Source organism: Pseudomonas sp. PDM13, assembly GCF_025685765.1.
In the GTDB taxonomy this organism is placed as follows: Bacteria; Pseudomonadota; Gammaproteobacteria; order Pseudomonadales; family Pseudomonadaceae; genus Metapseudomonas; species Metapseudomonas solani.
Window position 1 is genome coordinate 39740 of sequence record NZ_JAOTQU010000006.1, and the last position, 25621, is coordinate 65360.

At 68.1% G+C, this 25621-nt stretch carries 22 protein-coding genes; 5 read left to right on the forward strand and 17 right to left on the reverse strand.

Annotation, left to right across the window (positions count from 1 at the left end; genetic code table 11):
- Window positions 1–49: 49 nt before the first annotated feature.
- On the forward strand, window positions 50–2590 hold the full coding sequence (locus OEJ36_RS08335) for a penicillin acylase family protein (RefSeq protein ID WP_263401093.1): 2541 nt from the start codon (window positions 50–52) through the stop codon (window positions 2588–2590).
- A gap of 265 nt (window positions 2591–2855) precedes the next feature.
- On the opposite strand, the gene OEJ36_RS08340 is transcribed toward OEJ36_RS08335, so the two are convergent.
- Complete coding sequence (locus OEJ36_RS08340) at window positions 2856–4013, reverse strand: sterol desaturase family protein (RefSeq protein ID WP_263401094.1); 1158 nt, start codon at window positions 4011–4013, stop codon at window positions 2856–2858.
- A 191-nt stretch (window positions 4014–4204) separates the two neighbouring features.
- Between OEJ36_RS08340 and OEJ36_RS08345 the strand changes: the two genes are divergently transcribed.
- Genes OEJ36_RS08345 through pdeM form a run of 4 tightly spaced genes read left to right on the forward strand, consistent with a single transcriptional unit; the run spans window position 4205 to window position 10033 of the window.
- Window positions 4205–5221: a ligase-associated DNA damage response exonuclease gene (locus OEJ36_RS08345; protein WP_263401095.1), complete on the forward strand. Its 1017-nt coding sequence runs from the start codon at window positions 4205–4207 to the stop codon at window positions 5219–5221.
- On the forward strand, window positions 5218–6882 hold the full coding sequence (locus tag OEJ36_RS08350; protein ID WP_263401096.1) for an ATP-dependent DNA ligase: 1665 nt from the start codon (window positions 5218–5220) through the stop codon (window positions 6880–6882). The genes OEJ36_RS08345 and OEJ36_RS08350 overlap by 4 nt, the downstream gene beginning before the upstream one ends.
- Window positions 6879–9374 (forward strand): ligase-associated DNA damage response DEXH box helicase, encoded by a 2496-nt coding sequence (locus OEJ36_RS08355; RefSeq protein WP_263401097.1) that lies wholly within the window; start codon window positions 6879–6881, stop codon window positions 9372–9374. Before OEJ36_RS08350 ends, OEJ36_RS08355 begins: the two co-directional genes overlap by 4 nt.
- The gene (gene pdeM / locus OEJ36_RS08360) at window positions 9371–10033 is read left to right on the forward strand and encodes a ligase-associated DNA damage response endonuclease PdeM (RefSeq protein ID WP_263401098.1); all 663 of its coding nucleotides are present in this window, start codon (window positions 9371–9373) and stop codon (window positions 10031–10033) included. Before OEJ36_RS08355 ends, pdeM begins: the two co-directional genes overlap by 4 nt.
- 184 nt (window positions 10034–10217) lie before the next feature.
- Here the strand turns inward: pdeM and OEJ36_RS08365 are convergent, their stop codons facing one another.
- The 16 genes from OEJ36_RS08365 to OEJ36_RS08440 all read right to left on the reverse strand — a co-directional run bounded on the left by OEJ36_RS08365 (window position 10218) and on the right by OEJ36_RS08440 (window position 25350).
- Window positions 10218–11426 (reverse strand): hypothetical protein, encoded by a 1209-nt coding sequence (locus tag OEJ36_RS08365; RefSeq protein WP_263401099.1) that lies wholly within the window; start codon window positions 11424–11426, stop codon window positions 10218–10220.
- A gap of 146 nt (window positions 11427–11572) precedes the next feature.
- Complete coding sequence (locus OEJ36_RS08370) at window positions 11573–12532, reverse strand: PDR/VanB family oxidoreductase (protein WP_263401100.1); 960 nt, start codon at window positions 12530–12532, stop codon at window positions 11573–11575.
- A 49-nt stretch (window positions 12533–12581) separates the two neighbouring features.
- Window positions 12582–13601, reverse strand: a complete 1020-nt coding sequence (locus OEJ36_RS08375) for an aromatic ring-hydroxylating oxygenase subunit alpha (RefSeq protein WP_263401101.1) — start codon at window positions 13599–13601, stop codon at window positions 12582–12584.
- Between the two features lie 23 nt (window positions 13602–13624).
- Window positions 13625–13843 (reverse strand): recombinase-like helix-turn-helix domain-containing protein, encoded by a 219-nt coding sequence (locus tag OEJ36_RS08380; protein ID WP_263401102.1) that lies wholly within the window; start codon window positions 13841–13843, stop codon window positions 13625–13627.
- A gap of 75 nt (window positions 13844–13918) precedes the next feature.
- Window positions 13919–14890 (reverse strand): VOC family protein, encoded by a 972-nt coding sequence (locus tag OEJ36_RS08385; protein WP_263401103.1) that lies wholly within the window; start codon window positions 14888–14890, stop codon window positions 13919–13921.
- A 13-nt stretch (window positions 14891–14903) separates the two neighbouring features.
- Window positions 14904–16388, reverse strand: coding sequence for an aldehyde dehydrogenase (locus tag OEJ36_RS08390; RefSeq protein ID WP_263401104.1), 1485 nt, complete (start codon window positions 16386–16388; stop codon window positions 14904–14906).
- Between the two features lie 10 nt (window positions 16389–16398).
- Complete coding sequence (locus tag OEJ36_RS08395; RefSeq protein ID WP_263401105.1) at window positions 16399–17202, reverse strand: aspartate dehydrogenase; 804 nt, start codon at window positions 17200–17202, stop codon at window positions 16399–16401.
- Between the two features lie 10 nt (window positions 17203–17212).
- Complete coding sequence (locus OEJ36_RS08400) at window positions 17213–18895, reverse strand: thiamine pyrophosphate-binding protein (protein ID WP_263401106.1); 1683 nt, start codon at window positions 18893–18895, stop codon at window positions 17213–17215.
- The gene (locus tag OEJ36_RS08405) at window positions 18888–19685 is read right to left on the reverse strand and encodes an SDR family oxidoreductase (RefSeq protein WP_263401107.1); all 798 of its coding nucleotides are present in this window, start codon (window positions 19683–19685) and stop codon (window positions 18888–18890) included. The genes OEJ36_RS08400 and OEJ36_RS08405 overlap by 8 nt, the downstream gene beginning before the upstream one ends.
- Window positions 19672–20505: an IclR family transcriptional regulator gene (locus OEJ36_RS08410; RefSeq protein WP_263401108.1), complete on the reverse strand. Its 834-nt coding sequence runs from the start codon at window positions 20503–20505 to the stop codon at window positions 19672–19674. Before OEJ36_RS08410 ends, OEJ36_RS08405 begins: the two co-directional genes overlap by 14 nt.
- Window positions 20492–21367: an alpha/beta fold hydrolase gene (locus OEJ36_RS08415; protein WP_263401109.1), complete on the reverse strand. Its 876-nt coding sequence runs from the start codon at window positions 21365–21367 to the stop codon at window positions 20492–20494. Before OEJ36_RS08415 ends, OEJ36_RS08410 begins: the two co-directional genes overlap by 14 nt.
- A 7-nt stretch (window positions 21368–21374) precedes the next feature.
- Entirely contained in the window at window positions 21375–21905 is a 531-nt protein-coding gene (locus tag OEJ36_RS08420; RefSeq protein ID WP_263401110.1) for a cupin domain-containing protein, read from the reverse strand.
- 13 nt (window positions 21906–21918) lie between these two features.
- A complete protein-coding gene (locus tag OEJ36_RS08425) occupies window positions 21919–22680 on the reverse strand; it encodes an SDR family oxidoreductase (protein WP_263401111.1) in 762 nt (253 codons plus the stop codon).
- Window positions 22681–22685: 5 nt separating this feature from the next.
- Entirely contained in the window at window positions 22686–23462 is a 777-nt protein-coding gene (locus OEJ36_RS08430; RefSeq protein ID WP_263401112.1) for an ABC transporter permease, read from the reverse strand.
- Between the two features lie 9 nt (window positions 23463–23471).
- Complete coding sequence (locus OEJ36_RS08435) at window positions 23472–24467, reverse strand: ABC transporter substrate-binding protein (protein ID WP_263401113.1); 996 nt, start codon at window positions 24465–24467, stop codon at window positions 23472–23474.
- Window positions 24468–24498: 31 nt separating this feature from the next.
- On the reverse strand, window positions 24499–25350 hold the full coding sequence (locus OEJ36_RS08440; protein ID WP_263401114.1) for an ABC transporter ATP-binding protein: 852 nt from the start codon (window positions 25348–25350) through the stop codon (window positions 24499–24501).
- Window positions 25351–25621: the final 271 nt, after the last annotated feature.

The following is a 25621-nucleotide window of genomic DNA, read 5'->3' on the forward strand; positions in this document are numbered from 1 at the left end:
CTAACGTAGCGCGTTTGAAAACCGCTGCCTCTTCGGGAGATACCGCTCCATGGCCTCGCCTGCGCCCCAGCGCTTCCTGCCCCGCTTCTGCCTGGCCGCCGCCCTCGGCGCCATGGTCGCGCTCACTGGCTGCCAGTCCTGGCTCGACAGCCGCTATTCCGACAGCCTGCCGCCCACCTCCGGCTTCAAGCCGGTCAAGGGCCTGGCCCAGAGCGTCTCGATCCGCCGCAACCCGCTGGGCATGCCGCTGATCGAAACCACCACCTTCCACGACGCCCTGTTCACCATGGGCTACGTACACGCCACCGACCGCCTCAGCCAGATGATCGGCCTGCGCCTCATGGCCGAAGGCCGCCTGGCGGAAATGGCCGGCCCCGGCGTGCTGGATGTGGACCGCTTCATGCGCGCGGTGAACCTGCGCAAGAGCGCCGACATTCTCTACAAGAACGCCTCCCCGCGCCTGAAGTCCTTCTTCGAGGTCTACGCGCGTGGCGTCAACGCCTACCTCTTCCAGTACCGCGACAAGCTGCCGATGGACCTCGCCGAGTCCGGCTACAAACCCGCGTACTGGAAGCCCGAGGACTCGGTGCTGGTCTTCACCCTGCTGAATTTCGGCCTGGCGGTGAACCTGCAGGAAGAGATCGCCTCGCTGGTCATGGCGCAGAAGGTCGGGGCCGACAAGGTCGCCTGGCTGCTGCCCACCTACCCGGACGAGAACCTGCCGTTCGACGAGGCCGACAAGCTCAAGGGCCTCAATCTTGGCGGGCAGATCCAGGGCCTCGCCGCCATCGACCAGGCCGCCGGCGCACTGGCGGGCCTGAACATGCTCGGCGTCGCCGCTTCGAACAACTGGGCCATCGCCCCGGAACGCACGCGCAACGGCAAGAGCATCCTCGCCAACGACACCCACCTGCCGCTGGCGATGCCCTCGTACTGGAACTTCATGCAGATCCGTTCGCCGAAGTTCCAGGCCGCGGGCGTCACCATCGCCGGCGTGCCCGCCGTGGTCGCCGGCTACAACGGCAAGCTGGCCTGGGGCATGACCATGGTCATGGCCGACAACCAGGACCTCTACCTGGAGAAGGTCAAGCGCGAAGGCAGCCGCCTCTACTACCTGGCCGACGGCAAATGGCAGCCGGCCATCGAACGCAACGAAACCTTCTTCATCAAGGGCGAGCGGCCGATCCGCGAAACCCTCTACGAGACCCGCCACGGCCCGCTGCTCAACTCCGTGCTGGGCCAACGCAAGCACCCGCTGCAACCGATCGAGATCAAGAGCGGCCTGGGTATCGCCCTGAAGACCGCGCAGTTCGAAAGCGACCAGACCCTGGACGCCTTCTTCGACCTGTCCCGCGCGCAATCCGTCGAGCAGGCCAGCGAAGCGACCCGCTCGATCCGCGCCATCGGCCTCAACCTGCTCACCGCCGATGCCCAGCACATCGCCTGGCAGGTCACCGGCCGCTACCCCAACCGCCGCGAAGGCCGTGGCCTGATGCCCTCCCCCGGCTGGGACGGCCGCTACGAATGGGATGGCTACGCCGACCCCATGCTGCACCCCTACGACCAGGACCCGAGCCAGGGCTGGCTGGGCACCGCCAACCACCGCACCGTGCAGGGCGGCTACGGCGTACAGCTATCCAACTCCTGGTTCTACCCGGAGCGGGCCGAACGCATCGCCCAGCTCGCCGGCAGCGGCAAGCACGACACCCGCAGCACCATCGCCATGCAGTACGACCAGACCACGCCCTTCGCCGCCAAGCTCAAGGCGATGTTCGAAGACCCGGCCATGGCCCAGCCGCTCAAGCAGGCCATCGACGCCCTGCCCGCCGCCGAGCGCGACAAGGCCCGCGAAGCCCTGAGCCGCCTGCTGGCCTTCAACGGCGACCTGCGCCCGACCTCCACCGACGCGGTGTTCTACGAAGCCTTCCTGCAGGAAAGCGCCAAGCAGATATTCCAGGACGAGCTCGGCCCCGAAGGCAGCCCGGCCTGGCAGGCGCTGGTGGAAACCGCCAACCTCTCCTACTCCGCCCAGGCCGACCACCTGCTGGGCCGCGCCGACAGCCCGTTCTGGGACGACGTGCGCACCCCGCAGAAGGAAGACAAGCCCGCCATCCTCGCCCGCAGCCTGGCCGCCGCCGTCAGCTTCGCCGAAGGCAAGCTCGGTGCCGACCGCAAGGCCTGGCAATGGGGCAAGCTGCACAGCTACACCTGGGCCACCGAAACCACCAAGCTCGCGCCCTTCATGAGCGCCAGCCAGCGCACCGGGATCAACGCCATCCAGGGCTACCTGGACCGTGGCCCCTACCAGGCCGGCGGCGACATGAACACGCTGAACGTCTCGGCCTACGAATGGGGCAACAACTTCGACACCTGGCTGATCCCGGCCATGCGCATCATCGTTGACTTCGGCCAGCCGGAACCCATGATCGGGCTCAACAGCTCCGGCCAATCCGGCAACCCGGCCAGCCCCAACTACGCCGACGGCATCGACGCCTGGCTCAAGGCCCGCTATATGAGCTTCCCCTTCCAGTCGCAGAACCTCGACAAGGTCTACGGCACCAAGCGGCTGACGCTCACCCCGCAAAAATGATCGGCCGGGGCGGGAACTAACCGCCCCGCGGCTGTCTATGTAAGCGGACTTACTCCATAGATCACATCATTTTCAGGGCGCCCTCACCGGCGCCCTTTCTTTTGCCCGCGAAAGAGCCACCGCTGCTCCGTAGGTTGGGCCGAGGCACCAACCGACGAACGCAACCCGAACGTAGCCCGGGCTTCAGCCCGGGAATTGGCAAAAAGGGAGAGGGGAAAAATCAGAAGCAGCGGCCCATGCATTGCACACGGGCCGCTGTCGAAGGTCAGGACGCCTTCGGCTTCACCGGTGCCTTGGGCTCCGGCTTCTGGAAGGGGTACAGGTGCTGGAGCAGGATGCCGTCCGGAAGCGGCTTGCCGAAGACGCCGTAGCGGGTCGGCCATTCCTTGGGCGGCAGCTTGAAGGTGCCGAACACCATGTCGACGATCGGCAGGTGGATCGCGTAGTTCTTGTAGATGTAGTCCGGGTGCCGGGCGTGGTGCCAATGGTGGTAGCGCGGCAGCACCAGCAGGTAGTTGAACCAGCCGCCGTCGATGCGCACGTTGGCGTGGGCCAGCACCGCCTGCACGCCCACCAGGATCACGTAGGCATTCATCGCCTGGGGCGAGAAGCCCATCAGCATCAGCGGCACCAGCACCCCGGTGCGGGTCAGCAGGATTTCCACGAAGTGGATGCGCGAACCGGCCAGCCAGTCCATGGAGGTGCTCGAGTGGTGCACCGCGTGGAAGCGCCAAAGCCAGGGCACCACGTGATACAGGCGGTGCAGCCAGTACTGGCCGAGGTCCGCCACCAGCACGGCGAGGATGAACTGCAGCCAGATCGGCAGCGACTGCACGCCCGCCTGGAAGGCCGGCGACACCGCCCAGCCACCCAGCAGCGTGGACGAGGCGGTGACGAAGATCAGGATGAACTGCACCAGCATGTGGCTGACGAAGAAGTACGCCAGGTCGGTGCGCCAGTGCGGGCGCAGGATGTTCTGCTGCGGGTCCTTGGCGTAGAGCTTCTCCAGGGGGATGAAGACGATGGCCGAGACCAGCAGCGCCAGCACGAACCAGTCCAGCCCCAGGGAATAGGGCGTCTCGCCGATGGTCTCGAACTGGATGTTGCTGCCACCGAGGAACACCGCCAGCCCGGACGCGATGATGCCGGTAAAGCCCAGGCGCTTGCGGCGGTTGAGCAGGATGTTCAGGGTGCCCAGGGAGAACGACGCCACCAACCCCACCAGCAGGACGGTGCGGGCGAACTGCTCGCTGTAGACCTTGCGGAACTCGGCGAAGGTCAGCCACTCGGGGAACAGGAAGCACAGCACCGCGCACAGGCTGAGCAGCCCCAGCGCTGCCGAAATGTAACCGCTGATACGCCCCTCACCGATCCGGAACGAATCGTGGCCGTGGCGCTGGAAATAGGCCTTGATCGCCTGCATTCGCACATCCTCCATGAAGTCGGCAGAAGAGCCGCTCCGAATCTTGACGTCTACACCTGGCCCCAGGCCACCTGTTCCGACGAACGCCCGGGACTTCCGTGACCTGCGTCGCGATCCGGCGCCTCTTTCACGAGCCGAACCAACCGCGCCCGCCCATGCTCATAACCATGAGCCCACAGCGAGGCGTGCCCATGGACCTGGTCGTCGCGAGGCCCGAAGGCCTCTACTGTCCGCCCGGTGATTTCTACATCGACCCCTGGAAACCGGTGGAGCGTGCCGTGATCACCCACGGCCACGGCGACCACGCGCGCACCGGCAACGGCCACTACCTCGCGGCCGCCGCCGGCGAAGGCATCCTCCGTGCGCGCCTGGGCGACATCCGCCTGCAGACCCTCGACTACGGCGAGCGCCTGGACCACGGCGGCGTCACCCTCAGCCTGCACCCGGCCGGCCACGTACTCGGTTCCGCCCAGGTGCGCCTGGAATACCAGGGCGAAGTCTGGGTCGCCTCGGGCGACTACAAGACCGAGGCCGACGGCACCTGCGCGCCCTTCGAGCCGGTGCGTTGCCACTGCTTCATCACCGAATCCACCTTCGGCCTGCCCATCTACCGCTGGCAGCCACAAGCCTCGCTATTCGCCGAAATCGACGCCTGGTGGCGCGCCAACCAGGCCGCCGGGCGCGCCAGCGTGCTGTTCTGCTACGCCTTCGGCAAGGCCCAGCGCATCCTACACGGCATCGACGCCAGCATCGGCCCGATCCTCGCCCACGGCGCCATGGAACCGCTCAACCGGGTCTACCGCGAAGCCGGCATCGCCCTGCCGGAAACCCGCTACGCCGGTGACATCCCCCGCAACGACCCGCTGCTGCGCCAGGCCCTGGTGCTGGCCCCGCCCTCGGCCGGCGGCAGCACCTGGATGCGCCGCTTCGGCGACTACAGCGACGCCTTCGCCAGCGGCTGGATGATGCTGCGCGGCACCCGCCGGCGACGCGGCGTGGACCGCGGCTTCGTGCTCTCCGACCACGCCGACTGGCCCGGCCTGCTCTGGGCCATCGAGCAGAGCGGTGCCGAGCGGGTGTTCGTCACCCATGGCTCGGTCAACGTGCTGGTGCGCTACCTCTGCGAACAGGGCCTGGACGCCCAGGGCTTCAGCACCGAATACGGCGACGAGGACGAACCCGCCACGGCCGCGGAGGCGACCCCGTGAAGGACTTCGCCGAGCTCTACGGCCGCCTCGACGCCAGCACCTCGAACAACGCCAAGCTGACCGCCCTGCAGGACTACTTCGCCAGCGCCGCGCCCGAGGATGCCGCCTGGGCGGTGTACTTCCTCAGTGGCGGCAAACCGCGCCAACTGGTGCCGGTGCGCCAGCTGCGGGACATCACCCTGGCCATCACCGGCCTGCCCGAGTGGCTGTTCGAGGAGAGCTATCAGGCAGCGGGCGACCTGGCCGAAACCATTTCCCTGCTGCTGCCGCCCAGCGTCCATCGCTCCGACGAGGGCCTCGCCACCTGGGTCGAGGACCACCTGCTGCCCCTGCGCGGGTTGCCGCCGACGGAACTGGCCGCCCGCCTGCCGCCGCTCTGGGCGCGCCTCGACCGCCTGAGCCTGCTGGTGTGCCTGAAGCTGGTCACCGGCGCCTTCCGCGTCGGCGTCTCGCGCCTGCTGGTAACCCGCGCCCTGGCCAACCTCGCCGGGCTCGACCCCAAGCGCGTCGCCCAGCGCATGGTCGGTTACACCGACGCCTCGCGCCCGCCCAGTGCCCAGGGCTATGCCCGGCTCATCGCCGCACAGAGCGAGGCCGAGCACCTGGAACGCGGCGGCCTGCCCTACCCCTTCTTCCTCGCCCACCCGCTGCAGGCGGAGGTGGCGTCCTTCGCCGACCTGCTCGGCCCCCCGGCGAACTGGCTGATCGAATGGAAGTGGGACGGCATCCGCGCCCAACTGGTGCGCCGCGACGGCCACCTGTGGATCTGGTCGCGGGGCGAGGAACTGGTCAGCGAGCGCTTCCCCGAACTCCACGGCCTGGCCCACGCACTGCCGGACGGCACCGTGATCGACGGCGAGATCCTGGTCTGGAAGGACGGCCGCGTGCAGCCCTTCGCCCTGTTGCAGCAACGCATCGCCCGCAAGCGCCTGACCCGCAAGGTGCTCGACGACGCCCCCGTGCGCCTGGTGGCCTACGACCTGCTGGAATGGCGCGGCGAGGATTGGCGCCAACGCCCCCTGGCCGAACGCCGTGAACGCCTGGAGCAGTTGCTGGAGGAGCTGAGCGACCCGGTGCTGGAGCTGTCCCCCGAGGTGCGCGGCGAAGACTGGCCCGACCTCGCCCACCAGCGCGAAGGCGCCCGCGCCCTGGGCGTCGAAGGGATGATGCTCAAGGCCCGCGACGCGCTCTACGGCGTCGGCCGCACCAAGGACCAGGGCACCTGGTGGAAATGGAAGCTCGACCCCTACAGCGTCGACGCCGTGCTGATCTACGCCCAGCGCGGCCACGGGCGCCGCGCCAACCTCTACACCGACTTCACCTTCGCCGTCTGGGATGGCGACGACGCCAGCGCCGAGCGCGCCCTGGTGCCTTTCGCCAAGGCCTACTCGGGCCTCACGGACGAGGAGATGCGCAAGGTCGATGCCATCGTCCGCCGCACCACGGTGGAGAAGTTCGGCCCGGTGCGCAGCGTCACCCCCACCCTGGTGTTCGAGCTGGGTTTCGAGGGCATCGCCCTGTCCAAGCGCCACAAGAGCGGCGTCGCCGTGCGCTTCCCGCGCATGCTGCGCTGGCGCCAGGACAAACCGGTAACCGAGGCCGACACCCTCGCCAGCCTCCAGGCCCTGCTGGCCGACGCCGCGTCGGAGCCCGAGGCTTGAGCCGCGCCCCCCGCCCCTCCTCGCGCTGGTTCGGCGACCGTGGCTGGCGCCCCTTCGCCTTCCAGAAAAGCCTCTGGCGCGCCGTCGCCCAGGGCCGCTCCGGCCTGCTCCACGCCACCACCGGAGCCGGCAAGACCTACGCCGCCTGGTTCGCCGCCCTCGATTTGCTGGCCGGCGCCACGCCCACCCGCAAGGAGCGCGGCAAAGGTCAGGTGCTGCCGCTTTCGGTGCTGTGGATAACCCCCATGCGCGCCCTGGCCGCCGACACCGCCCGCGCCCTGCAGGCGCCCATCGACGCGCTCGGCCTGCCCTGGAGCCTGGGCCTGCGCACGGGTGACACCGGCAGCGCCGAGCGCGCCCGGCAATCGCGCAACCTGCCCAGCGTGCTGGTCACCACGCCGGAAAGCCTGACCCTGCTGCTGACCCGCGCCGACGCCGCCCAGGCCTTCGCCGGGCTGCGCATGGTGGTGGTCGACGAATGGCACGAGCTGCTCGGCAACAAGCGCGGCGTGCAGCTGCAACTGGCCCTGGCACGGCTGCGCCTGTGGAACCCCGCGCTCGCCACCTGGGGCCTGTCCGCCACCCTGGGCAACCTGGAGCACGCGCTGCAGGTGCTGGTGCCCGGCGGCGACGGCCTGCTGCTGCAGGGCGAGCAGCGCAAGCGCCTGGAGGTGGACACCCTGCTGCCGGCCAGCGTCGAGCGTTTCCCCTGGGCCGGGCACATGGGCCTGCGCATGCTGCCGCAGGTGGTGACGGAGCTGGAGGGCAGCGCCAGCAGCCTGGTGTTCACCAACACCCGCGCGCAGTCGGAAACCTGGTACCAGGCCCTGCTCGCCGCACGGCCGGACTGGGCCGGGCTGATCGCCCTGCACCACGGCTCGCTATCCCGCGAGGTGCGCGAGTGGGTGGAGAACGGCCTCAAGCAGGGCCGCCTCAAGGCCGTGGTGTGCACCTCCAGCCTCGACCTGGGGGTGGACTTCCTCCCCGTGGAGCGGGTGCTGCAGGTGGGCACCGCCAAGGGCGTGGCGCGGCTGATGCAACGGGCCGGCCGCTCCGGCCACGCGCCGGGCCGCGCCTCGCGGGTGACCCTGGTGCCCACCCACAGCCTGGAACTGGTGGAGGCGGTGGCCGCGCGCCAGGCCATCGCCGAGCGCCGCATCGAAGCGCGCCTGAGCCCGGAGAAGCCGCTGGACGTGCTGGTCCAGCACCTGGTGAGCATAGCCCTGGGCGGCGGCTTCCAGGCCGAGGCGATGCTCGCCGAGGTACGCAGTTGCTGGGCCTACCGCGCCCTGGGGGATGACGAATGGGCCTGGGCCCTGGCCTTCATCCGCCATGGCGGCCATTCCCTCACCGCCTACCCCGAGTACCGCCGCGCCGAACCCGATGCCAGTGGCTTGTGGCAGGTGCCCAGTGCGCAGCTGGCACGGCGGCACCGGCAGAGCATCGGCACCATCGTCAGCGACGCCAGCCTGCAGGTGCGCTTCTGGGGCAAGGGCGGTGCCGCCGGCTCCCTGGGCAGCATAGAGGAAGGCTTCATCTCTCGCCTGCGTCCGGGCGATGCCTTCCTCTTCGCCGGCCGCCCCCTGGAGCTGGTGCGGGTCGAGGACATGACCGCCTACGTGCGCCGCAGCGCCGCGCGCAAGGCCGCCATCCCGCGCTGGAACGGTGGGCGCATGCCCCTTTCCAGTGAACTGGCCGATGCCCTGGTGCACCAGCTGGGCGAAGCCGCGCGGGGCTGCTATGACAGCCCCGAGCTGAAACTGGCGCGCCCGCTGCTGGAACTGCAGCAGGCCTGGTCGGCGCTGCCCGACGAGCACAACCTGCTGGCCGAGTGCCTGAAGAGCCGCGAGGGCTGGCACCTGTTCCTCTACCCCTTCGCCGGCCGCCAGGTGCACCTGGGCCTCGCCAGCCTGCTGGCCTGGCGCCTGGCCCGGCAAAGCCCCGTGAGCTTCTCCATCGCCGTCAACGACTACGGCCTGGAGCTGCTGGCAGCCACCGAGGTGGATTGGGCCGCATGCCTGGGCCCCGAGCTGTTCAGCGAACAGGAACTGCTCGACGACCTGCTGCACAGCCTCAATGCCAGCGAGCTGTCGCGCCGACGCTTCCGCGAGATCGCCCGCATCGCCGGGCTGGTGTTCGCCGGCCGCCCCGGTGCCAGCAAGAGCACCCGCCAGCTGCAGGCCTCCAGCGGGCTGTTCTTCGATGTGTTCCGCCAGTACGACCCGGGCAACCTGCTGTTGCACCAGGCCCGCGAGGAGGTGCTGCGCCAGGAGCTGGACCTGCCGCGCCTGGAAGATTGCCTGCAACGCATCCGCGAGCGCGAGCTGCGCCTGGTGGAGGTACCGCGCCCCACGCCCCTGGCCTTCCCGCTGCTGGTGGAGCGCTTCCGCGAAGGGCTGAGCAGCGAGAAGCTGGCCGACCGTATCGCCCGCATGGTGGAGCAACTGCAGCGCGCCGCCGACAAGCCGCCGCGCCGGAGCCGGGCGCGATGAACGCCGCGCTGGAGGTGGAACTGGCCGGCACCTGTGTTCTGCTGCTGGCCGATCGCGCGCTGTACTGGCCCGAGGAAGGCTGCCTGCTAGTGGCCGATATCCACTTCGGCAAGGCCGCCAGCTTCCGTCGCCTCGGCCAGCCGGTGCCCAGCGGCACCACGGCGGCCAACCTGCAGCGCCTGGACCGGTTGCTGCACGAGCACGGCTGCCGCCGTCTGGTCTTCCTCGGCGACTTCCTGCATGCCCGCCAGGGCGCCGAGGCGCCGCTCTGGCCGGTGCTCACCGCCTGGCGCGCCGGGCATCCGCACCTGGCCATCGACCTGGTGCGCGGCAACCACGACCGCCACGCTGGCGACCCGCCCGCGACCCTTGGCTTCTCCCTGCACCACGAGCCGCTGGCCCTGGGGCCCTTCGCCCTGCAGCACGAGCCCCAGCCGCACCCGACGCTGCACGTGCTGGCCGGCCACCTGCACCCGACCTTCCGCCTGCGCGGGCCCGGCCGCCAGAGCCTGCGCCTGCCCTGCTTCCGCCTCGGCGAGCGGCTCAGCCTGTTGCCGGCCTTCGGCGAGTTCACCGGCGGCATGGACCAGGCCATGGACAACGCGACGCGGGTCTTCGTCTGCGGCGACGGCGGCGTCTGGCCCGCCTTCCCCGGCTGACGCCGCCTGGCTTGATGGCCTATGGATGGCCGCAGGATGTCGTCTTTTTTGCTGTTTTTCTGAACTTACGCGCCAGGGGATACTCAGAACCTATGCATTGTTCATTGCTCCCTGGCGCCCTCGTTGGCGCCTATTTTTTTGCCCGCAATTCGCCCACCGGCTGTCGTAGCCCTGGTGGCAGCCTTCAGAAGTAGTAACCCAGGTTCAGGTTGGTACGGAAAATCCACTGGTTGCTGCGGGAGGACGTGGCGCTGGTGAATCCGCTGCCGCTTTCCGCCCCGCCGAAGGGGTTGGCATTGCGACCCCAGGTGCAGTCCAGCCACGCCACGATCGGCACGGCGATGAACTGCACCCCGGCGGTGACCATCTGCGAGTCATCCCATTCGTGCCTGTCCTTGAGCATCCGGCTGTAGTCGTTGTAGAACCGCAGCTTCTTCAGCATCCCCATGCCTGGCGTCGGTACCTCATAAGCGACGTTGAGGGCCAGCACCGACGCCCGCGCGGCGATGAGGTAGGCCGGCGTCAGGCCGTTGCCCCCCATCAGGATGACATCGTCGCTGACCCCGACCGGGTTCTGCGCATCGAATGCATAGCGAATCCCCTGGGTGGTAACGGTCCAGGGGCCGGTGTTGAACACCCCATGCAAGCCGGCGGCCCAGTAGTCGCCGTCGTCGCCAGTGGTGCCGTTGTGCAGGCGCGCCGTGGCGAGCGAGCCTCCCAGCTCGGCCTTCCACCCCTCGCCTGCGGCGTGGTGAGCCACACGCAGGTTCACCTGGTCGCGTTTTTCGTTGTCCTGGCGCGAGTGGATGGCCGGAATGGCGTTGTCGTTCAGGTCGGCATAGCGCCCCACTTCCGGCGAATAGCGGAAATCACTGGGCAACATGCGCGGGAAATAGCCCGCCTGGATGTGCCAGCCGTCATCCTGGTAGACGTACTTGGCCCCCGCCCCGGCGCTCACGCCATAGCCGAGGAAGAAGGGGATGTGGAAGCTCCAGCCGAACTGCGGGTAGGGCGCCAGGCCGAAGGGCTTGAGCGGCGCGCCCAGTTCCAGGCTGGAGGTATCGCTGAACCTGTAGCCGACGAAGCCGCGATCGATGGATCGCTTGCCATCATCCTGGAACCAGTAGCCCAGGTCGGAAAAGAAATCCCCGTGGGTGGCCTGTACATCGACGCGGAAAGTGTCGAACAGCAGGCGACCCTTGTTCTCGGAGGTCTTCCAGTGTTCGTCGCGGTAGTTCACCCGCAGCGCCCCGCCGATATCCAGCGTGCTCAACTCATCGTCGCTGCGCAGGCTGACATGGGGGAAAGGCTTGGACGGTTCGGCCAGTGGCATGGCAGCGGCCGGGACCGCCAGGACGATGTTCAGGGACAGGGGGAGCAGATACTTGTTCATTCCGACCTCATCTACGAATGCGCCAAGACGCGCTTCAAGCAAGCCGAAACCACCACCTGGGCGACCCGGCGACATGACCGTCGCCGAGCCGGAAACCCAGGTGCTTCGCTTATTGCCGTTTTTGTTGTTGTGCGGCCTTTCCAGGCCTACAGGTCCAGCACCAGGCGCGCGCTGCGGGCGCCGGATACACAGACCATCATGGTCCGGTTGGCGGCCTTTTCCGCCTTGGTCAGCACCGCATCGCGATGGTCCGGCTCGCCTTCCTGCACCGCCGTCTCGCAGGTACCGCAAACACCCTCGCGGCAGCTGCAGTCCACTTCGACCCCCGACTCCAGCAGCGCCTCCAGCAGGGACTTGCCGCTCGGCACCTCGATGACCCTGCCCGAACGCGCCAGCTGCACCTCATAGCCGCCTCGCGGAGCCTCGAGCGCCTGGGGCACGGCGGAAAAACGTTCGACATGGACGGCGTCGTGACCAAGGCTTTCGCAGAGGCTCTCGAACGCCTCGATCATCGGCGCCGGGCCGCAGCAGTAGAAGTGGGCGCCGGATGAACGCTCGCCGAGAAAGGCCCGCAGGTCGACGGGCCCGCCCTGCTCGTCATCGAAGTGCAGCGTCACCGGCACCTCGGTGACCGCCGCCAGCTCGGCGACGAAGGCCGCCTCCTTGCGTGAGCGGGCGCAGTAGAGCAGCTCCACCGAGCGCCGGAGGGCGCGCAGGCGGTTGAACATGCAGTAGATGGGGGTGACGCCGATGCCGCCCGCTACCAGCACCGTGTGCGCGGCACCTTCGTCCAGCTGGAAGTGATTGCGGGGCAGCGAAATGGTCAGCGGCATGCCCACCCGCAGGTGCTGGTGCACATAGGCCGAGCCGCCACGGCTGTTGCGGTCGTGGAGGATACCGACCACATAGCGGCTGCAGTCGTCCGGCGAGTTGAGGAGCGAGTAGCTGCGCACCAGGCCGTTGCCCAGGTGCAGGTCAATGTGCGCTCCTGGGGTGAAGGGGGTGAACGCCTGGCCGCTCTCGGGCCGTAGCTCCACGCTGACGATGCCGTCCGCCTCGTAGCGAAGCGTATGGACGAAGGCCGTCACCCTGTTCTGCTGTGTCATGGGCTATCTCCTCAAGACGTGGCCACAGCGACGCGGATCGCGGCCCGGGTCACAGCTGCCTGGCCTCGATCAGCTCAACCTGGGTCCTGGCCAGGCTTTTCAGGTGGCGGCGCAGGCGTACCAGGCCCAGGTCGTGCTGGTAGAGGTTCTCCCGCTGGTTGGCGTCGGCCTCCATGAATTCGAGCATTTCCCGGTCCTGCTCCAGCACCGCCCAATGGCGAGCCTCCAGGCGGTTCTTGTAGAGGAAGCGCCAGGTGTCGCGCTGCCAGCCGGTGAGCGCCCGGCAGCGCCAATGGAACACGGCCGCGAGGTCGTGCCCGATGGGCGTGTAGCTGCCGACGATATGGAAGTTGCCGCCCGGGCCGCCGGTCCTGGGATAGGGGATTTCCAGCCGCATCCAGTGCACACCGGAGTCGGCCCACTCGGTCCAGTCGAAGTTCACCCCGCGCTGGCCCTCCTTCTCGAAGATGAAGCCGGTGTCGGTATCGCGGGTGACGAACTTCGCCTGGCCTGCGCCTTCGGACATCGAATGGGACTGCTTGTGCAGGTAGGTGCCGTGCATGGGGTCCATGACGTTGTCCAGCACGTAGCGATAGTCGCCCCGCCATTCGGCGTAGCAGAGGAAGTGGGAGAAGGCCGGGTCGGTGAGTTGTTCCGGCAACACCAGCGGCGGTGCCTGTTCGACGTTCTGCGCCGAGTTGTAGAGCCAGACCGCACCCGCCGCCTCGGTGACATGGAACCAGCGTGTCGCCTGGCTGCCCTCCAGCTTGCAGCCGGGGCTGCCAGGCACGCGGGTGGCGACGCCGTCACAGCGCACTTCCACCCCGTGGTAAGGGCACTGCAGGCGGTCACCCAGGTTGACCCCGCGCGACAGGGGCGCCCCGCGGTGCGGGCAGTGGTCTTCCAGGGCGTGCAGGGTGCCGTCGGTGTCACGCCAGAGCGCCAGCTTGTGGCCCAGGCGACGCAGGGAGACAGGCCTGTCAGCGATGAAGCCGACCGGGCAAATGGGAAACCAGAGGTTCTTCAGGCCATTGGCCAGGAGGTTTTCAACGGGGTCCACGGTACTCATATCGTTTTCCTCTTGGAGGGAATTCACTCACCCAGACGGGCCATCAGGGCGGCATAGGTCTCTTCGGTCCAGGGGACGCCGCCAGGGCAGGTGGGGCCGGCCTGGTTGAGGTAGCCCAGCAGGCCAGGCAGGTCGTGCAGGCCGGCGGCGTAGGCACGCTCGATGGAATCACCGAGCAGGTCTTCGAAGGCGTTCGGCTCGCGGGTACGGGCCTGGTGCGGTTCGAGGTAACGGTTTTGCATGTCATGGGCCTCCATGGATGACCCGTTCACGAGCGGCTGGGTGAACGGGAAAGTCGTGGGTCGAACGGCGCTCGCTCAGGTCCTGTTGCCCGGCTTCTCGGTAAGGAACCTGCCTTGCGGCGCCTCGGCGTTCTTCTGTCGGCGAGTGTGGCCGTCGAGGCCACCGGCGATGGCCCACTCGGCGAATACGCTGGGGCCGGGCTCGAAGACCCGCGCCTGCCACTCGCCGGTGAGCTGGTCTTCGTCGGCGTAGTACTCCACCAGAGCGCCCGCCGGGTTGCGGAAGTACCAGAAGTAGGCAGAGGACACGGGATGTCGCCCCGGGCCGATCTCGGTGTCCCACCCACAGCGAGCGATGTGCATGCCGCCACCGAAGACCTCATGGATGTCACGCACGGTGAAGGCCACATGGTTCAGGCCGGCTCGGGGCTGGGGCAGTTGCAGAAGGAAGAGGTCGTGGTGGCCGCCCTCTTCTGCGCAGCGCATGAAGGCGCCACGGTCGGGATAGCGGTCGGAGCAGACGAAGCCGAAGCGCTCGCTGTAGAAGCGCTCACAGGCGTTCACGTCCCTGACGAAAAACACCACATGCCCGACTTCGATGGGCTGGGCGCGCTCGTAGATGGGGCTGGCCCGGTTGATGCGCCCCTTGAACTGCCAGGTATTGGACTGGCCGCACTGCACCTGGATGTCCCTTTTGCGGGTGACCTGGAAGCGCACGGCCAGGCCGTTGGGGTCGGTGCAACCGATACGGCCTTCGCCCTCGACGAAGCCGGGGTCGCCAGCGATGCGCTCGGCGTAGCGCTTGAGGTCGTCTGCACTCGCCACGCCCCAGACCACCTCGCGCAGAGTGGAGCCAGCCTCGATGGCGGGTGGCAGGCCGGGCTTGTCCAGACGGGCCAGGACCACCCGGCAGCCGTTGAGGGTCTCGAAGACGACCTCGTCCTGGCTCGCCAACACCTCCTCGAGCCCCCAGTCGGCGAAGAAGCGCCGGCTGCTGGCCAGGTCTTCCACGCCGTAGGTGATTTCGTCGATACCCAATACGCTCATGGCGCTCTCCTCGTCAGTGGCTGCCGGCCCAGGCCAGCGGCTGTTCGTTCAGGCCCCAGTAGAGGCTCTTCTGCTCCATGTACTGGAGGATTCCCAGGCGACCCTTCTCGCGGCCCAGGCCACTGTCGCGCCAGCCGCCGAAAGGCGTGGAGATGGAGAACTGCTTGTAGGTGTTGATCCACACGGTGCCGGCCTGCACCGCCCGCCCGAGCCTCCAGGCACGCTGGAAATCGCGTGTCCAGATGCCGGCGGCCAGGGCGTAGCAGCTGTCGTTGGCGTCCTCGATCAACGCGTCCTCGCTGTCGAAGGGCATGGCCACCAGCACCGGGCCGAAGACCTCCTCCTGGCAAAGGCGCGCGGCGTTGCCCAGGCCCTCGATCAGGGTCGGGGGGTAGAAATAGCCGCGCTCGAAGGCCGCGCCCTGGAGGCGCGCGCCGCCGGTGCGCAGGCGACCGCCCTCCTCCAGACCCAGTTGCACGTATCGCTCGACCGACTCGCGATGGCGTGCGGTGATCAGCGGGCCCATCTGGGTTCGCTCGTCCGCCGGGTCGCCCACCCGCAGGGCCGCTGCACCGGCTGTCAGGCGCTCCATGAAGTCCGCGTACAGCTCACGGGCGACGAACAGCCGCGAGCCGGCGATGCAGGACTCGCCGCTGGAGCTGAAGATGCCGTAGAGCACCCCAGCCACGGCGTGGTCCAGATCGGCATCGGCCAGGACCATGGTGGGCGACTTGCCGCCCAGCTCCATGGACACCGGCATCATCTTGTCGGCAGCGATGCGGGCAATGTGCTTGCCGGTGCGGGTGCCGCCGGTGAAGGACACGCGCTTGACCAGCGGATGCCGGGTCAGCGCGTCGCCGATCACCGAGCCCTTGCCCGGCAGCACGCTGACCAGGCCGGGCGGCAGGCCTGCATCGATGCAGATGCGGGCCAGCGCCAGGGCCGCCAGCGGTGTGACCTCCGCCGGCTTGAGCACCACCGCGTTGCCGGCGGCCAGCGCCGGCGCCAGTTTCTGCGCCTCGGAGGCGATGGGCGAGTTCCAGGGGGTGATGGCGGCCACCACGCCCATGGGTTCGTAGACGCTCAGGGTGACGAAGTCGCCCCGGGAGGGGGTGATGGTTTCCTCCAGGGTTTCGCAGGCAGCAGCGAAGAACTGGAAGGTGGCCGCCGCGCTGGCCACCAGGTTGCGTGTTTCCCGAATCGGCTTGCCGTTGTCCAGGCGCTGAAGCTGGGCCAGGGCCTCGCTGCGCTCGCGGATCAGCGCCGCGATGCGGTAGAGCACCGCCGCGCGCTCATGGGGCTTGCGCTGGGCCCAGCCGCTTTCGCAAAAGGCCCGGTCGGCGCCGACGATGGCCGCCTCCACGTCTTCCAGGCTGGCGGCATGGAGCCGGGCGATGGCTTCGCCGGTGGCCGGGTAGAGGCTGTGGTAGAGGTCGCCACCGCCCTGGCGCCAGTGGCCGGCGATGCAGATGGGTTGGATCGGGTCGAGGTCAATCACGGTCGTCGTCCTAGATCGAAATCACATGGGCGTGGTTGCCCAGCGCGCGTACCACGCTGAACACGGTGAGCGCCGAAGTCTTGGGGTTGGCCGCCAGGGGCTTGCCGCGCAGGGTCAGCTCGAAGCCACCGAACGCACCGCTGGCTTCCACCTGGTGCACGTTCTCGCAGCTGTCGGGATCGGCGATCAGGCGAACCTGGGTACGGTCGAGGCCAAGACCGGCCAGAGACAGGGTGGCGGCGACATTGGCGTTTTTCGGGTACAACCGCGCCGCCTCGCGGGCGCTGCCCTCGAAGATCACCCGTGCTGCCTCCAGGCGCTCCAGGTCGCAGACCTCCTCGCCCGCCGTACCGAGCCAGGCACGAGCCGGCTTGCGCCCGGTGTAGCGCACCGACTCCAGGCCGCCGAGCTTGGCGGCCGACAAGGCATCGATGCCGCCGATGGCGCCCGGTAGCAGTTCGATGCGAGTGCGCCCGGCTTCGGCGGCAGCTTCCAGGCGCTCCACCAGGCCCGGCTCGGACAGCGCACCGACCGACACCACCAGGCAGGGAATGCCCCGGGCCAGTGCCGGCAGCACGTGCTCTTCGATGGCCCGGTGCCCTGCGCACTCCACCAGCAGGTCGGGGCGAGCGCCGGCTTGCAGTTCGGTGAGCACCCGGGGCGGTTTGCGCAGGCCTGCCAGGCGCTGGCGAACCAGCCCCTGGGACGCCTGCGGGACTATTACCGCATCGACGCACAGCTGCGGGTCGCTCTCCAGCAGTTCCAGGACACCGACGCCGATGGCGCCGCAACCGATCATGGCGATATGCAACATGGCTTCTGCCTCAGACGGCGGCCTTGATGGCCTTGGCTTGGTTGACCGGCGGGCCGGCGAAGAGGGTCTTGAAGCGCCCCACCGCGAGCATGTCCACCTCGAGCAGGAAGGGGCCGGGCTCGGCCAGGGCGTCGCCCAGCACGCGGCTGAAGTCCTTCAGGTCGCTGACCCTGGCGTGGCGCAGGCCAAGGGAGGCCGACAGCTGGGCGTAGTCCGGCGTGTGCAGGTCGACGTAGCAGCGACGGCCACCGTAGGCGGCATCCTGGATGTTGCGGATCACCCCGTAGCCCTGGTCGTTCATCAGCACGACGACCATGTCGGCACGCTCCTGCACGGCGGTGGCCAGCTCACCCAGGTTGAGGATGAAACCGCCGTCGCCAGCCAGCACGAAGGTCTTGCGCCCCGGTGCCGTCGCCGCTGCACCCACGGCTGCGCCGATGCCCATGGCCAAGCCCTGGCCGATGCCACCGCCGAGAGCATGGACGCCAGCGCGCGGGCTGAAGATCTTCAGGTGGCGGTTGCCCCAGGTGCTGTTGGAAACGGTGACATCGCGGACCCAGTTGAAGTCGCTGCCGGCCAGGGCCTGCAACTGTTCGACCAGCGAGGCGTAGGGGCCCAGGCCATCCACCAGCTGGGCGCGGGCCTGGTTCCGCGCGGCCGCCAGGTCGGCAGCGAAGGCCGGGTCCACCGCCAGGCGACCGTCGAGGCGGTCCGCCAGGCCCTTGAGGACCCGCTCGGCGTCGCCACAGACGAAGAAGTCGCTGGGGTAGCCGCGGCCTTCCGCCGTGGCATCGGCGTCGGCGCGGTAGAGCGGGCGGGGCAGCCCGAGTTCGTACTTGAGGGTTTCGTTGCCACGCAGGCGCGAACCGACCACCAGCATGGCATCGCAGCCTTGGTAGAACTGCTCCACGGCTGGGTTCAGGTTGAAGGCGCCGAGGGATCGCTCGTCATCCTCCGCGACGATGCCGCGCCCCTGGGTGCTGGTGACCACGCCCACACCCAGGTCCAGCAGGCGCCTGACCTGGGCACCGGCATGGCGGGCGCCTCCGCCCAGCCAGAGCATCGGGCGCCTGGCCCTGGCAAAGCGCTTGGCCATCTCATCCAGCGCCTGCTCGGCTGGCTCGACCACCGGCACCGACAGCGGCGAGAGGTCCGCCGGCATGTCGATCAATGCCGACTGGATGTCGATGGGGATTTCTACGCTCACCGGGCCAGCGGGCGCGGCCAGGGCGGTCTGCACGGCCAGTTTGATGGTGCTGATGGCGGTGCCGGCGCTGCGCACGCGGAAGGCTTTCTTGGAGATGGCCCCGAGCATGGTCAACTGGTCCGGCGCCTCATGGATGTAGCCCAGGCCCTGGTCCAGATAGGGTGTTTCGATCTGCCCGGTGAGGTGCAGGAGCGGCGTGCCGGCGGTGAGGGCCTCGACCATCGCTCCGGCAGCGTTGCCGGCGGCGGTGCCGGTGCTGGTCAGGCACACGCCCAAGCTGCCGGTGGTGCGGGCATAGGCGTCGGCCATATTGGCGGCCCCGGCTTCGCCACGGGCCATGACGAAGCGGATGTTCCCCCGGGCGGCGATGGCATCGAGGATCGGCATGTTATGGATGGAAATCACCCCGAACGCGGCCTTGACGTCGCACTGCTCGAGGAAGGCGACGATGGCGGCGCCGACGGTGATCTGGTTTTCATTACGCATGACGGGACAAACCTCCGGAAACATCGATGTGACTGCCCGTCGTGTAGGCCGACAGGGGAGACGCGAGGAAAACGATGGCGCGAGCCGCTTCGATCGGCTTGCCCAGGCGCCCGAGGGGGATCTGCTTGTGTTGCGCCAGCTCGCTGCACCAGTTGGCCCAATCCTGGCCGCGGTTCTCGCGGGCCTCGAAGCGGCGACGCCACTGCCCGGACTCCACCAGGCCGATGAGGATGCCGTTGACCCGGATGCCCGCAGGGGCGAACTCGGCGGCCATGGAACGCACCAGGTTCCGGACCCCGGCGCGAGCGGCGCTGGTCGCCACCATGTGCGGCTCGGGCTGGCTCGCCAGCAGCGAGTTGACGCAGACGATGGCGGCATCCGGCTGGCCCTGCAGCTGCGGCAGGAAGGCGCGCACCGGGTGGATGATGGAGAAGAACTTGAGGTGCAGTTCTTCGGTCCAGGCGGCGTCGGTGGTGTCGGCGAAGGTGGAGACGCGGCCCTGGCCGGCGTTGTTCACCAGGATGCTGGCGGGGCCCAGCGCTCGCTGGCTGGCCTCGGCGAAGACAGCCACCTGAGCGGCGTCGAGCACATCGCAGGGCCGGACGAACAACCGCGCCTCGGGGAAGCGCTGGCGCAGGTCGCTTTCAGCGTTCTGCAGGCGCTCACGGTTACGGCCACAAAAGGCCACGGCGGCGCCGGCTTCCAGCAGCAACTCGACGGTGGCCAGGCCGATACCGGACGAGCCGCCGGTGACTACCGCCACGGCGCTGGAAAGGTCAAACCCGTTCATGCTGCTTGCTCCGGAAGAGGGAGGTCACCTTGTCGTGGCCCTCCGGGGTGTGGTCGAGCAGGTGGGAAAGTTCGTCGGCGTGATGGCGCACGCTGCTCACCAGGCCGTCGAGAAGAGCGGGGTCGATGCGCCCCGAGGGGATGGTCGCGCCGACGGCGGCCATCACCCGGCCGCTGTGGTCGCGCACCGGCGCAGCCACGGTGGAGATGGTCGCCTCGAAGAAACCCTCGCCCTGGACGAAGCCACGCAGGCGGTCGGCCTGCACCAGGTCGAACAGCTCCAGCACGGTCCCTGGAGTGTTCGGCGAGAAGCGCTCCAGTCGCTCTTCCGGGTACAGCTCGTGCAACTCGTCGAAGGACAGGTCCTGCAGCAGGATGCGGCCGAGCACCGTGGCGTGGGCCGGCAGGCGAGTGCCCACGTTGACGGTGCTGGTGAGCAGCGTGGACGGCGAGACCTTGGCCACGTAGACGATGGAGCGGCCATCGCGGACCACCAGGTTGCAGGGATAGCGGACTTCGTCGCAGAGCCGGTTAAGCAGCGGCTGCCCCAGCTCGGTGAGTTCCAGCGAGGCCAGGTACTCGAAGCCCAGGCGCAGCACGGCCATGCCGAGACGGTATTCATTGCCGTTGCGGTTGACGAAGCCCATGGCCTCCAGCGTGGCCAGCAGCCGGAAGAGGGTCGAGCGCGGCAGTTTCAGGCGCCGGGCCAGCTCGGGGGCGGTGAGGATGCGGCTTTTCCGGCTGAACTCGCAGAGCAGCAGCAGGCCGCGCTCCAGGCCGGGCACGATGTACCTGTCGTGCGGGTCGTCAGGCTTTTCCACAGGCGGCTCCTTCAACGATGAGACGATGCGCGTGGCCAATGCGTCCTGCGACCACCTCGGGTTGTTCGATGGCGCAGGCATGGCCGGCCCCGGGAATCAGCGAGAACGGCGCACCCAGTGTCCGGGCAAGGACGCCGCAGGCTTCGGGCGCGGTGATGACGTCGTCTTCGCCGCAATGCACCTCGCAGGGCATCGACGGCAGGCCCTGGCCCAGCAGGTCGTCACCGCAGAGCAACTCCACCGCCTGGCGATAGCCTTCCGGGTTCAGCCGGGCCATGTTCCAGCGCACCCAGGCCTGGGCGTCCTCGCTGGGGTTGCGCCCCAGCAGGCGGCCGGAGCGCTCGCAGGCCATGCCGTCGATGCCGAGCCGTTCGAGGCTGTCCAGGCGCTGCTGCCGCACTTGCCTTCCAGCCTCCCGCAGGGGCTCGGCGCCATAGCCACGGGCCGGGCTGAACAACACCAGCCGGGCCACGCGCCGGGCGCCGCTGCTGGCCGCATAGGCAGTGGCCATCAAGGCTCCGAGGGAGTGCCCCACCAGCAGGCACCGCTGGATATCCAGGGCCTCCAGCAGCCCATCCAGGCGGTTGGCGTAATCCAGCGCCCGTGGCCGTGCCTCGGGCAGTGGCGTGGACCGGCCATAGCCGGGGGCATCCCAGGCGATCACGCGGTGGTCCCCGGCCAGGCGCTGGGCGCAATGCAGCCAGGACGCCGCACCAGAACCGATGCCATGCAGGAGCACCACCACCGGGCCCTGGCCGCACTCGCGGATGGCCACCCGTGCCCCCTCGGCGACGGTCACCAGCCGCTCCGGGAAGCACTGTTGCAAGCGGGTCGTGGGGATGAGTGGCTGCGCCATGTCCATCACGACCTCAGCGCCTGATGCTCGCCAGAGGGTGCTCCGGCGGGTAGGTCGGGGTGATGGGCTTCTTCGCACCGAGCATCACGCACATCAGCGCGTCTTCATCGCCGATGTTGATCTCTTCGCGGTACACGCCCGGCGGCACGGAAATCACGTCGCGGTCGGTGAGGATGGTCTCGAAGCGCTCGCCGTCCTTCTCCAGAACGACCTTGAGCGTGCCGCGCAGGACGAAGAAGACTTCCTCGACATCGATGTGCAGGTGCGGCGGGCCCTCGTGGCCGGCCGGGATCACCATGGTGGAGAAGGTGAAGTGCTCGGACGGGATGGTGTTCGCGTCACGGCCCACCCCGGTGCCGCCGGTGCCGATGTAGCGCATCTGCGCCCGGCGGAACTTGGGGTCGTGATCAGCCTGGAACTTCAGCGCATCCCAGTCGTACTGGCGGGTGGCATAGCGGGCGATACGGCTGCTGCACCACTCCTCGAAGCTGGCGCCTTCGGGGCGGTCCCAGGATTTGGGTGAACGCGGGGTAGGGTCGGTCATGGATGCCTCCTGATCAGGGCATGACGAACCCGCCGTTGACCGGCAGGGTTTGTCCAGTGATGAAGCGGGAAAGGTCGGACAGGGCGAACAGCACGGCACCGCAGACGTCTTCGGGCACCTGGCCGCGCGGGATGGCGCGCTGGTCGCGGTACAGCTGGTGGCGGGCGGCGGGTACGTACTGGGTGGCCTCCACCTCCACCAGCCCGGGAGCGATGGCATTGACGGTGATGCCATCGCCGCCCAGCTCGCGGGCCAGGCTGCGGGTCATGGCGATCACCGCGCCCTTGCTGGCGGTGTAGGCCAGCAGGTTGGGCGCGCCCCAGAGCGGCGTGTCGGAAGCCAGGTTGACCACCGCACCGCAACCGCTCCGGCGCAGGGCCGGCAGGCAGGCGCGGGTCATCAGCCAGGTGCCGCGCACGTTCACCTGCAGCACGCGGTCGAACGTTTCGATCTCCAGCGCCTCGCAGGGCGTGCCGCCGGAGTTGGTGACGGAGGCGTTGTTGACCAGGCCGTCGAGGCCACCCAGGCGCTCCACGGTGGCGGCCACGCAGCGCTCGATGGCCGGCGGATCGGCCAGGTCCAGGGGCAGGCCGTGGACGTCGAACCCCTGGGCCGCCAGCGCCTCGGCCGAACGCTGCACGCGCTCCTCGAGGATGTCGGCGATCACCACCCGGGCACCGGCGCGAGCCACTGCCTCGGCGAAGGCCAGGCCCAGGCCGCGGGCACCGCCGGTGATCAGTACGCGACGCTCTTGCAACAGGGTGTTCAGGCTCATGGCGTTCACACCGTGCTCAGGTTGGCTTTGGGCAGGTAGTGCAACACTCGCTTCTCGGCCCAGACCACCGCGCCATAGGCCAGCACGCCGATCAGGGTGAGCATGACGATGGCGACGAAGACCCCGGCGGTGTTGCCCTGGCCCTCGGAATCCACCAGCAGGAAACCGAGGCCCTTGTTGCCCCCCACCAGTTCCCCGACGGTGACGCCGATGACCGCCAGGGTGGAGGCGATGCGCAGGCCGGAGAACAGCGGGGCCATGGCAGAGGGGAATTCCACGAGGCGGAAGATCTGCCAGCGGCTGGCGCTCATGGAGCGGACCAGGTTGATCATGTCCGGGTCGACGGTGCGGATGGCCGAGAGCACGTTGATCATCACCGGGAAGAACACGATCAGCACGGCGATGAGGATCTTCGGGTACACGGTGTAGCCGAGCCACATCACGAACAGCGGGGCGAAGGCCACCTTCGGCGCGATCTGCAACGCCAGGATGTAGGGCGAGAGCATCGCCTCGGTGGTGGGCGACAGGCCCAGGGAGACGCCGATCGCCACCCCGAGCAAGGCACCCAGGCCGAAGCCGACGATGATCTCCAGGGTGGTGATGGCGGTGTGTTCGAGGAGGCCGGCGTAACGCCACATGGCCACGCCCTCCTCCATCACCCGGCTCAGCCGGGGCAAGACGAACTCGGGCATGCCGAGCAGGCCGGGGCCCCATTGCCAGGCGGCGAGGAACAGGGCCAGCAGCACGACGCTGCCAAGCATGGGTTTGTTCAGGCTGTTCATCGGGGCACCTCAGGGCTGGGTGGCCGGGTCGTCGGATTCGACGAAGCGGTTGGTGTAGAGCGCGTCCAACGGGGTTGCACGGCCGACGATGCCTTCGCTGACGTAGAAGGTGCGCACGCTGTCCATGCGCTGGGGGTCGATGCGCCCGAGGGGCTTCTGGTTGGCGTAGACATGCTCGACGTAGAGGCGCAGGACCTTCTCCAGGCTGGCCTCCCTGCCCCGGTAGCCGGGCACCGCCTCGACGAAGGTGGCGGCGGCCCGCCTGGGGTCATCGATGATGTCGCGCATGCCCATGAGGGTGGCCTTGACCACCCCGGCGACCACGTCCGGCTGCTTCTCGATGGCATCGTCGGAGGCGAGGATGGCCTGGGCCATGCTCTCGAAGACTTCGCCAGCCGGCATCAGCTTGACCGCGAGGCCGGCCTCCTCGGCATTCACCACCCAGTCCGGTACGCCGGCCATGGCCTGGGACCGGCCGGTGGAGAACAGCTGCCAGACACCGGACGGACCGGCCGCCTGGATCTCGACATCGGACTTGGCCAGGCCCGCTTTGCGCATGGAAGCCAGCAGCGCGTAGTAAGTGGTGTCGGAGTAGGACATCACGGTCAGGGTCCGGCCCTTCAGGTCCTTGACGCTATCGATGCCCGCCTGGGCGTTGGTGGCGATCAGGGTCACACCACGGCCCCCCAGCATCGCGACCGCCTTTACCGGCACGCCATTGGCGCGGACGATGATCGGGGTATCACCGATGGCGCCGCCCAACAGGGCATTGCCGGCACCGATCTGCTTGGCCACATCCACACCGCCCTTGCCGGCGACGAAGGTGACCTTGAGGCCCTGCTGGAGGTAGTAGCCCTTGTGCTGGGCGATGATCCAGGGCGCGAAGGCCGGTAAGTTCGGCGGCGCCGGCAGCAGGTAGGTGATCTCCCTGGGCGCGGCCTGCACGAGGAGGCTGGCGCCGAGGGCGGCGTAGAAGAACATGGCACGGGTCAGTTTCCTGAACATCTGCAACTCCACTCGAAGAGATGGAACGGGCTCAGTGCAACTCGGCGCTCTCGCCGACCTTCAACAGCGTCATCAGGCGCCCGACCAGGGGGCCGATCTCCGGGAGCTTGCGGCGTTCGAGGGGGTTTTCCCGCAGGGGCAGGCTCACCTCGATCTCCTCGATGATGGCGCCCGGGCGGGCGCTCATGACCAGGATGCGGTCGGACAGCGCAATGGCTTCAACGAGGTCGTGGGTGATGAGCAGGGCCGTCTTGCGCTGCTCGTGGAGCATCTGCGCCAGGTCCTGCTGGAGGATCATCTTGGTCTGGGCGTCCAGGGCGGAAAAAGGCTCGTCGAGGAACAGCACCTGGGGGTCGGTGACCAGGGTGCGGGCCAGGGCGGCCCGCTGGCGCATGCCCCCTGACAGCTGGAACGGGTAGTGGTCACCGAAACCGTCCAGGTGGCACTTCTGCAGCATCTGTTCGGCAGCAGCGCGGCGCTCACGGGCCGGGCGCCCCTCGATCTCCAGCCCCAGTTCGATGTTGCGACGGATGCTGCGCCAGGGCATCAGCAGGTCTTTCTGCAACATGAAGGAGACACGCCGTACCGGGCCCGTCACCCGCTCGCCACCGACGAACACTTCGCCCTCGGTGGGCATGTACAGGCCGGAGCCCATGTTCAGCAGGGTGCTCTTGCCGCAGCCGGACGGCCCGATGATGGATACGACCTCGCCACGCTTGAGACTGAGATCCAGGCCACTCACGGCGACAGTGGGGTCCGCTTTGCCCTTGCCTGGAAAGTGCTTGGTAACACCTCGGAATTCGATCTCGGCACGGACCTCTGCGGTTTTGGGCGTTGCTGGCAAATATTCAACACTGCGGACATTCAACGCGGTGGCTCTCATTTAATTCTGGCCTCACATCCGTTTCATATAAGAAACATCGTTTCTCCTATGAGACTCTGCAGAAGCCATGCCACTAAACAAGCGCAATAAAATCCGTGAACGTTTCGCTTATTGAACCTTCAAAATCAATTAGTTATAAAAAATCAAACCAGACCGCTAGAAAAACTTCTGATTAACAAGAAGGAACTAGCTGAAATTGCAAAATGAAACTTCCTACAAATATAAAAACCCAATAGAGCGCTTTTGATTGTTACTGCTTCGTTCGGTAACA

What these genes read in the sequence shown, in the direction of transcription:
- pdeM (WP_263401098.1), top strand. Translation starts at nt 9,371, where the DNA reads ATGAACGCCGCGCTGGAGGTGGAACTGGCCGGCACCTGTGTTCTGCTG.
- OEJ36_RS08440 (WP_263401114.1), bottom strand. Translation starts at nt 25,350, where the DNA reads ATGAGAGCCACCGCGTTGAATGTCCGCAGTGTTGAATATTTGCCAGCA.
- OEJ36_RS08380 (WP_263401102.1), bottom strand. Translation starts at nt 13,843, where the DNA reads ATGCAAAACCGTTACCTCGAACCGCACCAGGCCCGTACCCGCGAGCCG.
- OEJ36_RS08415 (WP_263401109.1), bottom strand. Translation starts at nt 21,367, where the DNA reads ATGGACATGGCGCAGCCACTCATCCCCACGACCCGCTTGCAACAGTGC.
- OEJ36_RS08335 (WP_263401093.1), top strand. Translation starts at nt 50, where the DNA reads ATGGCCTCGCCTGCGCCCCAGCGCTTCCTGCCCCGCTTCTGCCTGGCC.
- OEJ36_RS08420 (WP_263401110.1), bottom strand. Translation starts at nt 21,905, where the DNA reads ATGACCGACCCTACCCCGCGTTCACCCAAATCCTGGGACCGCCCCGAA.
- OEJ36_RS08375 (WP_263401101.1), bottom strand. Translation starts at nt 13,601, where the DNA reads ATGAGTACCGTGGACCCCGTTGAAAACCTCCTGGCCAATGGCCTGAAG.
- OEJ36_RS08395 (WP_263401105.1), bottom strand. Translation starts at nt 17,202, where the DNA reads ATGTTGCATATCGCCATGATCGGTTGCGGCGCCATCGGCGTCGGTGTC.
- OEJ36_RS08345 (WP_263401095.1), top strand. Translation starts at nt 4,205, where the DNA reads ATGGACCTGGTCGTCGCGAGGCCCGAAGGCCTCTACTGTCCGCCCGGT.
- OEJ36_RS08385 (WP_263401103.1), bottom strand. Translation starts at nt 14,890, where the DNA reads ATGAGCGTATTGGGTATCGACGAAATCACCTACGGCGTGGAAGACCTG.
- OEJ36_RS08435 (WP_263401113.1), bottom strand. Translation starts at nt 24,467, where the DNA reads ATGTTCAGGAAACTGACCCGTGCCATGTTCTTCTACGCCGCCCTCGGC.
- OEJ36_RS08400 (WP_263401106.1), bottom strand. Translation starts at nt 18,895, where the DNA reads ATGCGTAATGAAAACCAGATCACCGTCGGCGCCGCCATCGTCGCCTTC.
- OEJ36_RS08425 (WP_263401111.1), bottom strand. Translation starts at nt 22,680, where the DNA reads ATGAGCCTGAACACCCTGTTGCAAGAGCGTCGCGTACTGATCACCGGC.
- OEJ36_RS08365 (WP_263401099.1), bottom strand. Translation starts at nt 11,426, where the DNA reads ATGAACAAGTATCTGCTCCCCCTGTCCCTGAACATCGTCCTGGCGGTC.
- OEJ36_RS08405 (WP_263401107.1), bottom strand. Translation starts at nt 19,685, where the DNA reads ATGAACGGGTTTGACCTTTCCAGCGCCGTGGCGGTAGTCACCGGCGGC.
- OEJ36_RS08370 (WP_263401100.1), bottom strand. Translation starts at nt 12,532, where the DNA reads ATGACACAGCAGAACAGGGTGACGGCCTTCGTCCATACGCTTCGCTAC.
- OEJ36_RS08340 (WP_263401094.1), bottom strand. Translation starts at nt 4,013, where the DNA reads ATGCAGGCGATCAAGGCCTATTTCCAGCGCCACGGCCACGATTCGTTC.
- OEJ36_RS08430 (WP_263401112.1), bottom strand. Translation starts at nt 23,462, where the DNA reads ATGAACAGCCTGAACAAACCCATGCTTGGCAGCGTCGTGCTGCTGGCC.